Origin of the sequence: Actinopolymorpha sp. B17G11 (genome assembly GCF_040196095.1) — a bacterium.
Classification (GTDB): Bacteria; Actinomycetota; Actinomycetes; order Propionibacteriales; family Actinopolymorphaceae; genus Thermasporomyces.
The window spans coordinates 15,664-30,722 of the sequence record NZ_JBEFTW010000020.1 but is presented as its reverse complement, the minus strand read 5'-3'; the positions used below and the strand labels follow the sequence as shown (position 1 = coordinate 30,722).

Here is a 15,059-nt window from a genome sequence, read left to right as displayed (position 1 = left end):
ATCCGCGCAGGAACGTTCCGACTCCAAGAATGCTCAAAGGGACGCGAGGAGCGCCGTTGGACGCCAGAGCCAGACCGAGGATCAGCACCATGGCCGAAACGGACCACCGCACTGAGTCTTCTCATGACGACCTTCCCCGCCGGAGGGAAGCCCAGAGGGCTCACCGAGTCTCACATCGCTACGTCGTACGTAAACGATTGCGTCACAGCATTGGGTACCTTCCAAGCCGTGTCAACCCTTGTCTCGATGGCAAGCTGTCAGATGTAGGTGTCGTCCCCGGATCGCTGGCCAGGGCCAAGGAATCCAAGTGGACGTAACATTACGTTGAGGGTACGGTGCGGAGCATGCCCGGTCGTCCAGCCGTCAACATGAAGGACCTGGCGCGGGAGGCCGGCGTTTCGGTCGCCTCGGTGTCACGGGCGTTGAGCGATGCCCCCGGCGTGTCCAGCTCGACCAGGCGCCGCATCAAGGAGCTGGCCGCCAGCATGTCGTATACGGTGTCGCCGGATGCTTCACGCCTTAAGCGAGGATCTAGGAACCGGGTTGCGGTCGTCGTGCGAGACATTGCGCATTGGGCCTACTCCTCGATGCTGCAGGGCATCATGGGAAGCCTTCGAAACGCAGACCTCGATGTCCTGCTGTACCAGGTACGTACAGAGCAGGAGCGTCGGCGATTCTTCGAACAGTTACCAGCCAGACGGCAGGTCGACGCTGTCATTGTGATCGCCTTTCCTATCAGCGACGAGGAAAGACAATGCCTCGAGCTGATGGATGCGGCCGTGGTGATCGCTGGAGGCAGGCTCGGCGACTACCCAAGTGTGCACATCGATGATGTGGCTGCGGCCCAGCAAGCGACCAACCATCTCATCCTCGCGGGGCACGAACGGATTGGCATGATCAACGCCGGAGGCGACTGGTCATTGCCCTACTCGCAACCCGCCGATCGTTTGCACGGCTTCACCACGGCAATGGAGGCCGCCGGACTCTCGGTCATCCCCGAGCTCATCGTCGAGGCCCCCTGGGGCCGCACCGGCGGCGCCGAAGGCATGAATCGGTTGCTCAGCATCGCACCACCCCCCACCGCTGTCTTCGCGTTCTCCGATGAGGTTGCCATCGGCGCCCTGCGCAGCCTGCGACGAGCCGCTGTGACCGTGCCCTCCGGCATGTCCGTGGTCGGGATCGACGACCATCCCATGGCCGAGCTCAGCGACCTGACGACCGTCCATCAGGCGGCAGAGGGACAAGGCGCCAGGGCCGGCCAACTCTTGCTGGACATCCTCGGCGACAACGCCGCTCCAGGTACCCAGATAACGACGCCCACCCACCTCGTCGTGCGTGGCACTACCGCACCACCCCGCCCGAAGCGGCCCCAGCCGGCCGACGATTCACCGCGCCACATCTACGCGTCAACTGAAATCGACAGGAAGTGGGGCTAGCGGTCGAAGCTGCCGTTAGTTACTTCGACCTGAAAAAGTCGGTGTGTTGATCATGGTGTGGCGGTGGTCTGGACGAGAGGATGGCCTCGACCCCTTGGGCTAGAAGGGATCGAGGCCATCTGTGTTTCGTACTGTAGGCGATCAGCCTTCGTTGTTCGAGTCCGCCTTACCGGAGGAGTTGCTGCGGCTTCCGGAGGAGCTGGCTCGGATAGATGGCTAGCTGGATGACCCGGCGTTCTTCGCGCCGTTGGTGTCGTTCTTTGACCCGCGCATCGGACGTCCCTCCACACCGATGGAGACCTACCTGCGGCTGATGTTCCTCAAGTTCCGGTACCGGTTGGGCTATGAGTCCCTGTGTCGGGAGGTCGCAGATTCGATTGCGTGGCGTCGTTTCTGCCGGATCCCGCTAGATGGGTCGGTGCCTCATCCAACGACCTTGATGAAGCTCACGACGCGGTGCGGCGCGACGGCGGTCGAGGGGCTGAACGAAGCGTTGCTGGCCAAGGCGGTGGACGGCAAGGTATTGCGCACGACCCGGTTGCGGGTGGACACCACGGTGGTGCCCGCCAACGTGGCGTACCCGACCGACTCGGGGCTGTTGGCCTGCTCGGTTCCGTCCCCGGGCTCGGCGGAGGGCGTGGTGGAGGGCGGGCGTGGGATTCCAACCCACGTGGCGAGGGGTTACCTCACCTAGCGGTTTTCAAGATCGGTAACGACCATGCCCTTGACCTGCGGCTTCTCGATATCAGTGCCCTTCGGCCGAGCGCATTCCCCGCGGGAGCTCGGCCAGGCCCTACTGGTTGACGGCCGGTCATCGACCCCGCTCAGCTGTTCGCCTATCTCAGGCCGGCGCGGAGTCGTCCCGGCTCACATGTCCATGGGTCTGCGGCGCGAGCAGCAATCGGTGGATCTGGTCCAGCTCGCGGACTATTTGCACACAGCGGCGCAGCAAACAGCTGTACGCCCGAAGTGGCCAACCCGCCACTGGGTGCTGCCGTTGGTCCTGCGCGGCGCGTCGTACCGCCTGGTCACGCAGTCAGTACCACGCGTGGATGACGTCCACGTGAGTTCCACGGACGCGCTGGACCACGAGGTGAACCTCGAAGCCGACATGCTCGCCAGGCGGCGGGCTTGATACCGACTGGAAATACGTCTTCTGCAGGTCATCGGCTCGGAATCCAACCTCTTTCGTCACCTCGAATGCCGGACTCGCTCGGGTTACGAACCCGACGACAGTCGCGAGGCCGAGGTCCGTCGGGCGGAAGTCTCGCCCGGTGATCCAGGCGATCGTGAATGGCTTGCCGAATGCCGCCATCGTGTAGCCCACCTGCGAAGCCGGTGCGTGGGCGAGAGCGCTCTGAGTGTCCTCCGTAGGCATCAAATGCAGCGCCAGCGGCGGCCCGGACACCTCGATGATGTCCAACCCGGAATGATTGGTGTGGAGAGGTGGAGGGAACTCGACCAGCTGCTGGAGGAGCCACTCTGGCGAGGAGAACAGAAAATCAGTGTCACCACCCGATCCGTACGCATCACGGTACGCCCGAGCACCTCGCCGCATCCCCCGCTCGATGACTTGGGTGGCGGATATAGCACGCGTGACGTCACGCCAGCCTAGGACGCAGTAGACTTCGACCTGGCTCGGCTGCGCGGCCTGGATCTGCCCATCCCAGCCAGCGAGCACCTTCGCCGTCTTGCTCTTCAGGTACTTGGCCAAGTACTCCGCGGGCGAGTCAATGATTCTCACCGCAGCCTCCTTGGCCCGACTCCAGCGTCGGTCGTCGGTTCTTCAGGCGTCACTCGTTCGACTCCCTTATGTGAGTGATGCCGAAGGCCTTGACCTGGCGGTACTTCTGCAGCTTGACCGCAAGATTAAAGGCGTCGTTGGGGACGAACTGGAAGATGTCGAGCCCGCGTCCGAGATTGATTCGCCATCCGGAATTGGCAACGATCGAGCGGTCGTGGATCGTGCCGTCGAACTTCACGTCCAGGGTAATGCCGGCAACTGCAGCAGCCTGCTTGACACGGAGCAGGAACTCCATCTGCTTCTGCACCTTCTCAGGTCCGTCGGTGCTCTCGCTCGTGACGAGCAGAACCTTCACCTCGTCGGCCGGATCCTTGACGAGCGCGAGCGACTCGATCAGCTCCATCAGGTTTCGCGCCTGGTGGAACTGTCGGATGTATGGGTCCGTGATCGTGATTTCGGTGGCTCCGCGCAAGTACGGCAGCAGCAAATTGTCGTAGGCGACGCCACGCTGGTTCTCTTGGAACTCGCGGTGGCCCTCCAAGAGGGGCACCGGCTTCGGCGCAGCGAGCTCGGCAGGCGGCGGCGCTGTCGCCGCCTCGCTCGCATGCGAGGACCCGCCGTCGGCACCAACGTAGCGGATCTGGTGGTAGTGCGTCGGGTACTCGTCCTCTTCGAGGGTCGTGACCGCGTGCCACTCGCTGGCCTTGTCGAGGTAGCCGAACTTCACGTCGGCCATCGTGGTGTCGATGCGCAGAATCTGATCCTTGACCCGCTTGCGCCCCTCGATGGCAAACCGAAGGATCTCCTCGATCTCGTCCTTCGTGGCCTCCCCGTGCGGGTAGATGATCTTCATCAGGCCCGAGAACGTCTTGTGGATGCCGTCGCGGTCACGCGTGGAGATGTCCGGCCCGAGCGCGAAGTGCTCCTGGTAGCGGTCGGAGTAGTCGGCGTTCCGCATCGACTTGAGCACTTCGGCGATGTAGTCGACGACGAACCCATACCCGTCCGAGAACATCTCGCCGCGGATGATGTCGACTTCCCAGCCTGGAATGTAGAAGTGCAGACGGTCGAGATAGGCCGAGTCGTGGTAGCACTCGGGCAGCTCGTCGAACAGGTCGGAGTGCTTGAGCATGTACGGCACGTTGTGGGACGTGTTGCCCACGAAGACCATCGATGCCTCGGCACCCAGCGTCTCCACACCTCGCGAGAACGACTTGTTCGCCATGTAGTTCTTCATGATGTCGACGAGTGCCTTGTCGGTGCGCTTCCTCTTGCCCGCGAACTCGTCGAAGGCCACGACGTCCCAGTAGCCGACCAGCCCGATGCGGCCGTTGGAGTTGTTGACGAAGAGCTTGGGAACCGTGACCTCGCCACCGGAGATCAGCATCCCGTGCGGTGAAAACTCCGAGAAGATGTGCGACTTGCCGGTGCCCTTCGGACCGAGCTCGACGAGATTGTAGTTCCGCTCGACGAACGGGATGAGCCGAACGAGCTGGATGAGCTTGGCGCGCCGGCCGAACAGCTCGGGGTTAAAGCCGATGGACTGGATCAGCAGATCGATCCACTCGTCCGTGGTGAACTCGCGCCTCGAGGACGTGTAGCTGCCGAAGTCGAAGTTGGAAAGTTGGATCGGCTTGAGAGAGCCGAGCTGCCACGGGACTACGCGGGCGTCGTCGAAGTGGAAGTAGTCGATGTCGCAGATGCACCAGACGCCACCGACGAGCAGCTTCGGGTGGGCATTGACCGTGGACGACTCGACGATAACGCCCTTGATCCCCAGGTTGGAGAACTCGGCCTCGTACCGGTCCTCCTTGTCGTTGAGTGTGACCGCGACCTTGTCGATGATCTTGTAGCGGCCACGCTCGCGGATGGTCGACTTCACGAGCTCGGACTGGTTCCGGTGGACGTAATGATCGGCAAGGATCTGGCGTACCGAGCCGATGCCGGCCTGGATTGTAGCCTCGTCGTCAGACGCGGCGTACTGACCGAGCAAGTACTCCAGGACGTACGACGGCACGATGGCGTTGCCCTTGACCGCCTTGACCAGATCCTTGCGAACCACGACGCCGGCGAAGTGTTGGTTGATCTTCTTGTCGAGGTCGGACTGCTCGGGTGTCTGGTCGTCGGTCGCCTCCGCCGCCAGGTCGTCGGGGAAGTCGTCGTCGATCACATGGAGATCGGTGTCTTCAGTCATGTCAGCCCGCTCTAGAAGTCGAAGTCCGATGTAAACGAGCGCTTGAGGGTGTAGATCGCCTTCTCGTAGACCCGCCACTGGTTCGTGTTGTGGATGCGCTCTTCCAGGCGGAGCTCGACGGCGCGGTTGTTGTAGTTATTCGCGTCCTTGTTGAGCAACAACTGGATGCTCTGGTAGCGGTCGCGCTGCTCGGCCGAGGTCGAGTCGAAAGTGAGCTCGGGCTGGGGGTCGTTGGAGATGAGGATCCCGTCGACATAGAGCCCGGCACGCAATACCCGGGCCTGCACTTTGTCGCTGACTGGCTCGGACTGGAACAGCTTCACGACGAGCTGGCCGGTCGTGATCTTGTCGGTGTCGGGCAGCACCTTGACGTTGACCAGCCGGATATCGCTCTTGCGCTTCTTGTTGACCGCGAGCACCGGTACGACGACCTCCTGCAAGGTCGCTCCCCCGTGTACGAAGCGTGTTCCCCCGCCCGGTAGGCGGAGCCGGTGGATCGACTTGGGGATCTGCACTTCGATGTCGCTGTCGAGGTCGAGCTGGACCCCATTGAACGTGGTGAACGCGGAATCGACCTTGAGTCCGTGACCAAGGACGTAGCGCTTGCTCTTGACCAGGATCTTGTCGCCGTGTGGCGCCTCAGAGAGGAAGAACTGCTGGGGCAGCTCGTCGTCTTGGAACAGGAAGCCATGGTCGGCGGTGACGAAAATGTTGGTTGCGTTTGCATTCGCCGCCTTCTTCACCAAGTCCACCAGCTCGCTGAGCGCCTGCTCAGCCGCCTCAAACACGCGCCGCTCAGTGCCCTGCTTGTCACCGGTGGCGTCGATGACGTCGTGGTACACGTACAAGACGCGGTTGTTCTTGAACAGCTCACGCCGTTCCTCAGGGCTCAGCGCCTTGAAGTCCTCGGCCTGGACCGCCATCCCGCCGACCGTCTCCAGGATCTTCTTGCGAAATGCGGTCCCGTTAGTCGGCTGGTCGTCAGCCAAAACAGTCTTGCCGTCCGGCGAGTGCTTGAGCGTCCGGTGCGGCAAGAGGGCCGCCATCCCCAGCTGGGTGTAGCTGGGCAGGACTCCAAGAACAGCCTCGAGCTCTGCGTCGAATCGGTCCTCCTGCCGGATGCGTGAGCCCAACTCCTCGGCGACCTCGTAGCGGAGCGCGTCGGAGACGATGACGACCGCCTTCTTGTCTTCGCGGACCAGCTGCTCAACGTAGTCGCCATAGAACCTTCTCTGCGGTCTCACGGTGGCGGAGCGCCAGGACTCGGCCTCATCGACCTGCTTCTGCCACGCGTTGCCCAGCTCGTAAACGAACTTGTTGGTGTAGCGCTTCTCGACCTGCTCGCGCAGCGGGTCGAGTGGGTGCGGTCCCTCGAAGGTTCGGCGGGCGTAGGTGAACTGGCGGTAGAGCTGGTCGATGCGGAACCACTCGGTGCGGTAACGCTCAAACGCGTCGTCGAACGTCGAGAACGTGAAGTCGATCGTGCTCAACTCCGACAACAGGTCTGCAGCGGCTCCGATGGCGGTGTAGAGCTGCCGATAGCCGTCGATCCACACACTGCTTTGACGGGCACGGACCACCCCGGCTACCTCACGGGCGGTGACTGTCTGATCCATTACGGCGCGCGCGAGGTCCGCGATGATCTTGCGATCGGTCTCCTCGAACAGGTCGTCGGCTTCCAGCTCGCGGAACCCGACTTCCTCGATACTTGCCTTGTAGTCGAGGTCGGCGGACGCGCGCCTGGCCAGAGTCGAGAGTGCCTGCTGGCTGCGACGGTCGTTGCGGAAGCTTGCAAAGTCCAGCTGGATGTTCTGGAGTCCACCTGGGCGGTCGGACCTAAAACCATCGATGGCCTTGCGGAAGATCCAGAGAACGAGGTCGTCAATGCTCGGCGAGGTCGCCTCGTAGCCGTAGATCGAGGCGACGCCTCGCCAGTAGAAGTCGTCCAGGCCATAGTCGACAAACGCGTCGTACTTGATGCGCAGGCCCTTGGCGTTCTCGATGAGCAGCGTCCGGGTGATCTCAAGAAGACTGTGCTCCTTCTGGCCGAGCACAACGGCAGACATCTTGGCTCGAAGCCGGGCTCCGTCATCGTCAGGCGTCAGCAGCGCCTTGAGGCTCTGGACGCGCTTACTCGCGTTGAAGAACTTCTCATGAGCATGCACCACTTCGTCGATGCCCTCCGCGCTTAGACCGAGATCCTGCGACACGAGCGAGCTTCGGTCGGCAGTGAACACGCCGTAGGCCAGCTCGAGATCGAGGAGCCAGTTGCTTGTGCCGGCGGGCGGCTGACCGGTGCGGTAAACGACGAACTTGTCGTCAGGCTGCTGGTGGAGCAACCGGTGCTTGATGGCGTACTCGTCATTGGCGACAAACAGGGTCGTCACGCCCGGCAAGTCGAGGCCGTCGAGGTCGGAGGCGTACTGACCGTGAGGGTCGTGCCAGAACACGACGCGGTGGTCGTTGAAGCGCCGCTCAAGGTGCGGCTTCACGGCGGCGAGTTCGGTCATCCGCTCGCCTCCAGGCCGGGGATCTTCTTCAGGGCCGCTCCCAGCTTGGGGTAGTGGCGTCCACACCGTTGTGAAGGTCGTATCAGCACATCCTGGAGCACGCCCAAGTCACTCACTGCTCAAACCCTTCCTCCCCGAAGGCACACCCGCATAACGAAGAGGATTGGTCGGCCACGACCACGCCTCGACATCCCTTCTTTTCGCCTCGAGCCCAATGTCACTCAATGCCGCGCCGAAACGGAGGTAATTGACCAAGACACCATCGTCGAGATCCACTGGAAGCCCTCTCTGCGCCAGCGGGTAGAGCGTCTCGCGCTCGTAATCACGCAACTCGACCAGCATCTTGCGAACCTGGTCTGCCTCCTTCTGAGCCGCTGCCGACTCCCGCGCGCTTGCACTCGACAGTCCGGCGGCAACGCGCTCATGGTGGTCGAGATGCGCCTCAAGCTTGATCTCGAATGCCCGCAGGTACTCGTTGAGCACGGTCGACACTGTCGATGGCGTGTAGCGATGTATGTAGATCAGCGCGTTGAACGAGCCATTCGGGCTGGAGAACAGCCAGTAGATCGGACGCTTCCTGTAGCGCTGGACGTGGTCCTTGTAGAAGGACTTCACGAAGTAGTCGCGTAGGTTCTTAACACCGAGAGACTCAGTGACGAACCCCAGGTTCTCCTCGAACTGCTGCTCCCCGAACGCGGCGCGTAGGAACTGGCGGAACCGATCGACGACATCGTCCTCGAACCAGTCGCCGTCCACGATGGGGATCACATTGTCGGCGTCCGGCATGAACGTCGGTGAGGGCACCTTCGCGAGGTAATCCTGCAATGTCGCACCCTGGTCGGCGAGCATCAGTCCCTGCGCGTCGAGGCTGTAGCGGCCGAACATGCAGCCCACGGCGTAGGAGATCAGCTCCTTCACCGCATCTTCCGTGGCGAGAACCCGTCGAGCTTGGGCCGACTTCCCTGGCCATCGAAACGCCGTGTTCCGAGAGAGTGATACACGCTCTAGCGGAACTCTATTCGGAACCTCGTTCTCAAGTTCGAACATGCGCGAGACTGCCACGTTGTTATCGATCTCGCGGCGCTGCTGATCCAGCGACAGCTCAGCCCAACCTGTCAATGCTTGGCCCACAACGTCTGCGAGGGATCCGCCAACAGCTCGGTGCGTTGAGACAACGACGTTCTCTCGGAAGCTCCATGACGTCTCAAATGAATCCCAGTCCACCTTGGAGGTCTCAACAAGTGCTTCCACGCGAGACGTATCCTCACTAGAACTCAAGCTCAGAACTGGAAGCGAGGCAATCTGCCCGATCTCGAAGTTAAGTGTCGGCGCTATCGCTGTAAGCAACACATGCGCCATCTGCGAGTTGCCTGCGGCGAGTATGTTCAGACGCTCTTGATACGAGGAAAATACTGGCGTACCAGCTACATCGAACACGAAACCTTGCGGATATAGCCTAAATGCTGGAGCGCCACTGCTGACCTTAGACCAGGATACCGATGGCATGAAGTAATACTCGCGCGAGGGCAATTTGTTCCCATGAGTCTCGAGGACCCTATAGGTCTCACGATCGAACGCTATGACATACTCTTGGTTTCCGTACCACTTCCTGAATGAGCCGCCTTTATTTAGACCAACCCACTTTTTCCCGCCTTCATGCAGTTCAATGGTCGACGACGCGGCGTACTCACTGGCGCACCTCGACACTTCGTACCAAAGGCGCGCAAACCTGTTGACATCGCCTCCATGCATTCCTGCCTTGGGCGCTCCAATCGTCCCGAGCGGTTTACCCACAGAGAACGCCGCTCGCATAGCAGCAGACAGCCAGTAAACGATTGGGGAACCAGGGATGGCCTTGAAGTCTTCCGTCCTCTCGACATAAAAACCTTCGTGCCTAGTTCGCTTTTCAAGGGCAACGCCAAGCGCGGCCCTTTTAGCACGCTCAGACTCGCCGTCGATCAAACGAATGAATGTACCCAAGCGCCGCGGGTCGCCGTCTCGCTCAACCACAAACGCCGTAGCTGAGACCACCTCTCCGCCGATCTGATCGAATGCTCTAGCTCCGAGGTGGAGCATTGACGTAACGGCGTCCTCGCGGAGGACTGCGGCGCGCATTTTCTCGTACGACGCGATGAACATCCACGACTGCATGGTGATCATCGAGACTGTGCCACCACTCGCGGCAAACTCCCGACAACGCAGGATAAAGGACGCGAAAAGATCGGACTTTCCTTCGGGATATGACGTCTTGAGGAATTTGGCGAGTTCCGCTCCCATGGCACCGCTGCCCATGTAGGGCGGATTAGCGATCGCGACTGCGTACTGACGGGCGAGAACCTCGGCCTGCGTCACTGCCCGTTTCGCCCAATCAAGTGCGTCGGCACGGAGCATGTCTCCTTCGTCGTCGAGCGTTTCGAGATGACCTGCGAGCCGCATAGTGATGTCGGGGTCGGGCTGAATGAGGGAACCGAAGGTGTCGGCCTCGGCAAACTGGTTCCAGAACGCCTCCTCCGCGTGACGGTCGCCGTCGGTGGTAACGAGATAGTCCAGCTCATCCGGGGTGAAGGAGATCGGGTCGAGTACGTGCATGCTCGCCTGGACTGGCTTGTTGAAGAAGGTCCGTTGCCGGGCGCGGGCCTTCATCGTCAGTGCGAACGCGGCCAATGCCCCAGCGCGGGGGTCGATCTCGGTGCCGTAGAGGTTGTGGGTGAGGATCAGGCCGGGGATCTCGGATGGTGCATACCCCTGCTCTTCGTAGATCGCGTAGAGCAGGTCGAAGGCGTAGGTGAGCATGTGACCCGACCCGCAGGCCGGGTCGATCACCGTCAGTTTCTCGGGGCTGGTGATCTTGAGGAAGTCGGTCTCCTCGTCGACCGGGGCGATGTAGTAGTCCATCTGGTCGACCAGGCGGGACTCGGGGTGGTTGAGCATCCACAGGCGGCCGACGGAGTTCTCGACGAGATACCGGACGATCCAGTGCGGGGTGAATAGCTGGGTGGCGGCGGGAATCTCGGCGGCGCCGGCCTTCTTGTTCCTCTTGAACCCGGCGAAGACCTCAGCCTTCCGCTCCGCGATGTAGAACTGATAGAGCCAGCCGATGACCTCGACGTCCCTGCACACGTCCTCGGTCATCACCTTGACGGCGCGGTTGGGAACCGAGTCGTCGGCGAGCAGGTTGGCCGGGATGAGGAGTTCGGTGAAGTCGCCTTCGCGCTCGAACATGAACGACATGGCTCTGTTCCAGTAGCGGCAGTAGTCCGCCAGCAGGTGCGCGTACGCCTCGCCCTGTGGGTCAACACTGGCGAGCGTGCCATCGAGCAACCCGAACACAGCCTTGCGCGTGGCGTCGCTGACGACCTCTGCGTCGATCACTCCGCGCTTGGCCTCAGCAAGGACTTCGGGCTGACCGGCCTGGACTCCCGCCTGCGGGGAGACCACGCCGATTCCGGTGTAAGCATTCGCGTCCATGAACCGGAGGGCGATGATCCGGTTGAACCAGGTGTAGGCGACCTTGTCCGCGACCGCTGCACGGCCCTTGTCTCCGCCACCGGCAGCCGTGACTGCTTTCTCCAAGGCGGCAACCGCCTTCGCCTGCTCCACTCGCTCTGACGATCCGGGCGCCAGCACCGCGGTGATGCGCGCGGTGACCTCGCGGATGAGCTCCTTGCGAGCCCAGGTCGCGAAGTTCTTAAGCGGTGCGGTTTCCATCAGAGGGTGATTCGCTTTCCGTCGTCGAGGGTCTGGATGAGCGCGCTGCGCAGTGCGGCGAGGTAGTTGTCGACGTCCTCCTCGGACTCGAGAACGCCCGAAGCACCCGGAACAGCGATCGTCTTCACAGACACTGTCTGCTTCGCGGGCGCGGGCTCAGGGTCCGGCTCTATTGGCGAGGCAGCGAGCAGGTCCAGCAAGCTCGGGTAATCACTCGCCTCGAAGTTCGAGCCGATCTGGAGGATGAGCGCAACCTGGCTCTCGGTAGCGACGCGGGAGAGCGTCTGGTCGATGCGTTGCGTCACCCGCTGCTGCGCCCGTTGCGTTGCGTTGGTGTAGTAAGTGCCGCCGAGCAGATCGTTCCTTCGCCCCTCGATGGCTGACGTCACCGCCGCTCGGTTCGTGGTAACGACGTCGTAAATCTGGCTGCGAAGGTGCTCGGTTGCCTGCTTGAGCTGGGCCATCTTGTTACCGCGAAACGCGTTTGGGTCCGCGAGAGCGCTCTTGATCGGCTCGTCGCTGCCCGGCGGCAGGTAGCTGAGGTTGCTGCCGTGGGTCGAAAGGAGAGTCGCCGCCTCATCGTAGATCGACCTCTGCGCTCCGCTCAGGAACGACTGGATGTGGTCGACCAGGTTCTCCTTGGCTTCCAGCAGGTCGTCACCGAGGCTGAAGCCACTGAGGTACCAGTCGTCGGGCTTGCCCACGACCTGTTCGAGGAGGCTGATGGGGCCGCTGAGCTGCTCGACAAACGCGTACTTCGAGCCGCTGATCGTCGCCTTCAGCTCATCGAGCTTGCCCTTCAGCTTGTCTGCCCCATGGCGAGCAAGCTCCAGCGGATCCTTCGGGGCGTTACCCTCGTCGAAGAAGTCGGTGCAGAACTTGCGGAAAGCGGCAACATTGCGCTCGTCGAAGGTCTTTTGCGGCGCGATGATCTGGTGGCCGTGCTTCTGTGTGTTCCGCAGGGCGTTCGGCAGTTCACTGCGCTTGAGAACGTTGCCGTCCATAGTCAGGGTGATCTTGGACCTGCCAATCAGTGCGGCCACGACGACCTCGATGGATCCGAGGTCCCATCCGTAGGGCTTGGCTTGAAACGTGTCGACGATCGTCTTGACCGTCACCTGCTCACCCTGCCCGTGCTTCCGCAGAATGGTCGAGAGCACATCCTCCGATGCTTGGTGAATCTTGTGGAGCGGATCGGCGTATGGTCCCTCGGGGTTGACTGCCTCGGAGACTTGCTGCTCGCTGTAGGTCATCCTTCCGAGCAGTTTGAGCTGGGTGTAGGTGCGATCGACGAGCGCTTGGAAGCCCTCGATCACCCGGGCGACAGCATCGGTCGAGGCTGCCGAGACATCGGCGGCGTTGTGTACGAGCGCTGCCTTGCCAACGGCAGTCCGAAGCCGCTGAACGATCTCCCTCTCGCGCTCGCGGTTCAGAGTGGCCTTCGACTGAAGGATCTGCTCCTCGATCGCTGATAGTGAAGTGGTCCTCTTGCGCTTGGTGTACTTGTCGGTCTTGAGCAGCAGACGGAGGTCCGAGAGCAGGCGGTCGTCCGGGTCGAGGATGACCCGGAGTTCGTCCTTGCCCGCGCCTTGCATCCGGATCTGCTCAGGCTCGTACGGGTACTCCGGGGTGATGAAGTGGATCGAGAGTTCCTTTTGCGGGCCGTGGACCTGGTCATCGAGCTTGAAGCCGAACGGGAAGTCCTGGCCGTTCTTGGCGTACCTGATCCTGTTCGTCTTGATCACGTCGCCGGACATGATCTTGAAGAGCTGGGCGCTGACCTCGGAGGCGTCGATGTCGACGTTCTTGATCTCCTCCTCGATCACTTGCTCTTCGTTGGTCAGGTATTCGTAGACGTTGCCGTTGCGCTGGATGTAGGTCTGCCGCTCCAGCTCTGTAAGCGCCTCCTTGACGTCCTCGGCGAGCGCGGGCAAGTCGAGGCCGAACCGGTCGTAGACGAGCACGGTCAGGTTGCGCGGGGTGGCCTGGAAGCTGTCGACGTACTTCACGAGGAAGAGCGCTTTGAGGAGCCGGATGGCGAGCTGGTTGTCCAGGTTGCGCTCGGCGACGTCGATGGAACGCTGCGCGGCGGACTTGAGGGAGGCTCGGATGCCGGCGAACATGTGGTCGAAGGTGGCCAACGTGCCGACCTCGACGCCGCCGATGTCCTTGGCAACCTGCTGGACGACACCGAGCATCGACCGCTCACCAACGGAGCTGTTGCGTCCCTCGAAGACGTTGTGGTCTGAGATACCCTCGATCGCCGCCTGAAACAGCGGGAATTGGTAGCTGACGAACGGGTAGGTGCCGACGAAGTGTGCCTCGTCGGTGTAGTTGCGGTAGGTCTTTGCGCCATCGACGAAGTCGAAAAGCGTCTTGAAGTTGGCCGACTCGACGGCGTAGATCGCTTGGAGTGCCGTCTCGCTGGTACCGTTCTTCGCCAGCAGGCGCTTGCGGATGACTTCCTCGACGTCCGCGCTGGTGAGCTTCACGCGGGTCTTGAAGCGGGCCTGGATTTTGGAGAAGTCGTTGCCCTGCTGCCTAGTGCGGTCGCCGACGACCTTGTCCATGTCCTCCTGCGAGGTCACGAACACCCATGCGCGGCCTTGGCACCTGGTATTGAGGCTCTCGGCGATGGTCTGGAGGTTGAGCATCAGGTGGGTGTTGGAGCCGATGAACTGGCCGACCTCGTCGACGTAGAAGTTGAGGCGGTAGCCGGCGTCCTGCTTGTCCAGCCAGGCCTTGACCTCGCCTGCGAAGTCTTCGATCGACACGGAGTACTCGTTGCGGTACTTAGTGAGAATGTTGGTGGGGGCGCCGTCGTGCCCGGCAATCTCTGCGTAGGCCCTCGCAACGTTGGCCTCTTCGAGCACGCCTTCCTCACGGCCCTGACTCCAACTGCGACCCGAGATGCGCGTGTACGCCTTCTTGAAGGCGTCGTACTGGCCACGGTTGTCGAGGTCACGCTCGAAGCGAGCGACGTGACCCTGGTTCCCGTAGTAGCCGCGGCTCTCGTCGAAGACCTTGACGAACACCTTGAGCAGGGCGTCGATCTGGTCCTTGGATATGAGGGTGGCCTTCTGGTCGATGTTAAACAGCAGGCTCTTCGCCGGGACTCGCTCCGCCTTAGTGAGGAGAGCGGGCAGAAAGGCGCCAGTGGACTTGGAGCGGAAGCTCTCGGAGACCTGTGCCCGGTCGAACTCCTGGCCCTCGACATCGCCGAGGAGGTGGGCGAGCATCTTCAGGAGATGCGACTTACCGGAGCCGAAGAAGCCGGAGATCCACACGCCGTTGGCGTTCGTGTAGTTGGTGTATGCCTCCAACAGAAGTTCAAGACCCTTGGCCGCCTCGTTGGTGAGGACGTACTCGTCGACCTCGGTGCCCAGGTGTGCCGTGTCGTCGGCCTTGATGACGCCCTCGATGGGGCGCTGCACGTCCTTGGCAAAGATGTCGTTCAGCTTCATCGG

General features: G+C 61.8%; 6 protein-coding genes and 1 pseudogene. 2 read left to right on the top strand and 5 right to left on the bottom strand.

Features of this window, described 5'->3' with window-relative positions:
- Positions 1-344: 344 nt before the first annotated feature.
- The gene (locus ABN028_RS20260; protein WP_349695032.1) at positions 345-1,436 is read left to right on the top strand and encodes a LacI family DNA-binding transcriptional regulator; all 1,092 of its coding nucleotides are present in this window, start codon (positions 345-347) and stop codon (positions 1,434-1,436) included.
- A gap of 121 nt (positions 1,437-1,557) precedes the next feature.
- A pseudogene (locus tag ABN028_RS20255) lies at positions 1,558-2,049 on the top strand (transposase); the annotation flags it as partial.
- Positions 2,050-2,472: 423 nt separating this feature from the next.
- On the opposite strand, the gene ABN028_RS20250 reads toward ABN028_RS20255, so the two are convergent.
- The 5 genes from ABN028_RS20250 to brxC form a co-directional block, all read right to left on the bottom strand.
- Positions 2,473-3,180: a hypothetical protein gene (locus ABN028_RS20250; RefSeq protein ID WP_349697721.1), complete on the bottom strand. Its 708-nt coding sequence runs from the start codon at positions 3,178-3,180 to the stop codon at positions 2,473-2,475.
- A gap of 49 nt (positions 3,181-3,229) precedes the next feature.
- A complete protein-coding gene (brxL, locus tag ABN028_RS20245; protein WP_349697720.1) occupies positions 3,230-5,374 on the bottom strand; it encodes a BREX system Lon protease-like protein BrxL in 2,145 nt (714 codons plus the stop codon).
- An 11-nt stretch (positions 5,375-5,385) separates the two neighbouring features.
- Entirely contained in the window at positions 5,386-7,884 is a 2,499-nt protein-coding gene (pglZ, locus tag ABN028_RS20240) for a BREX-1 system phosphatase PglZ type A (protein ID WP_349697719.1), read from the bottom strand.
- Between the two features lie 108 nt (positions 7,885-7,992).
- The gene (gene pglX / locus ABN028_RS20235; RefSeq protein WP_349697718.1) at positions 7,993-11,592 is read right to left on the bottom strand and encodes a BREX-1 system adenine-specific DNA-methyltransferase PglX; all 3,600 of its coding nucleotides are present in this window, start codon (positions 11,590-11,592) and stop codon (positions 7,993-7,995) included.
- The gene (gene brxC / locus ABN028_RS20230; protein WP_349697717.1) at positions 11,592-15,056 is read right to left on the bottom strand and encodes a BREX system P-loop protein BrxC; all 3,465 of its coding nucleotides are present in this window, start codon (positions 15,054-15,056) and stop codon (positions 11,592-11,594) included. The genes pglX and brxC overlap by 1 nt, the downstream gene beginning before the upstream one ends.
- Between the last annotated feature and the right edge of the window lie 3 nt (positions 15,057-15,059).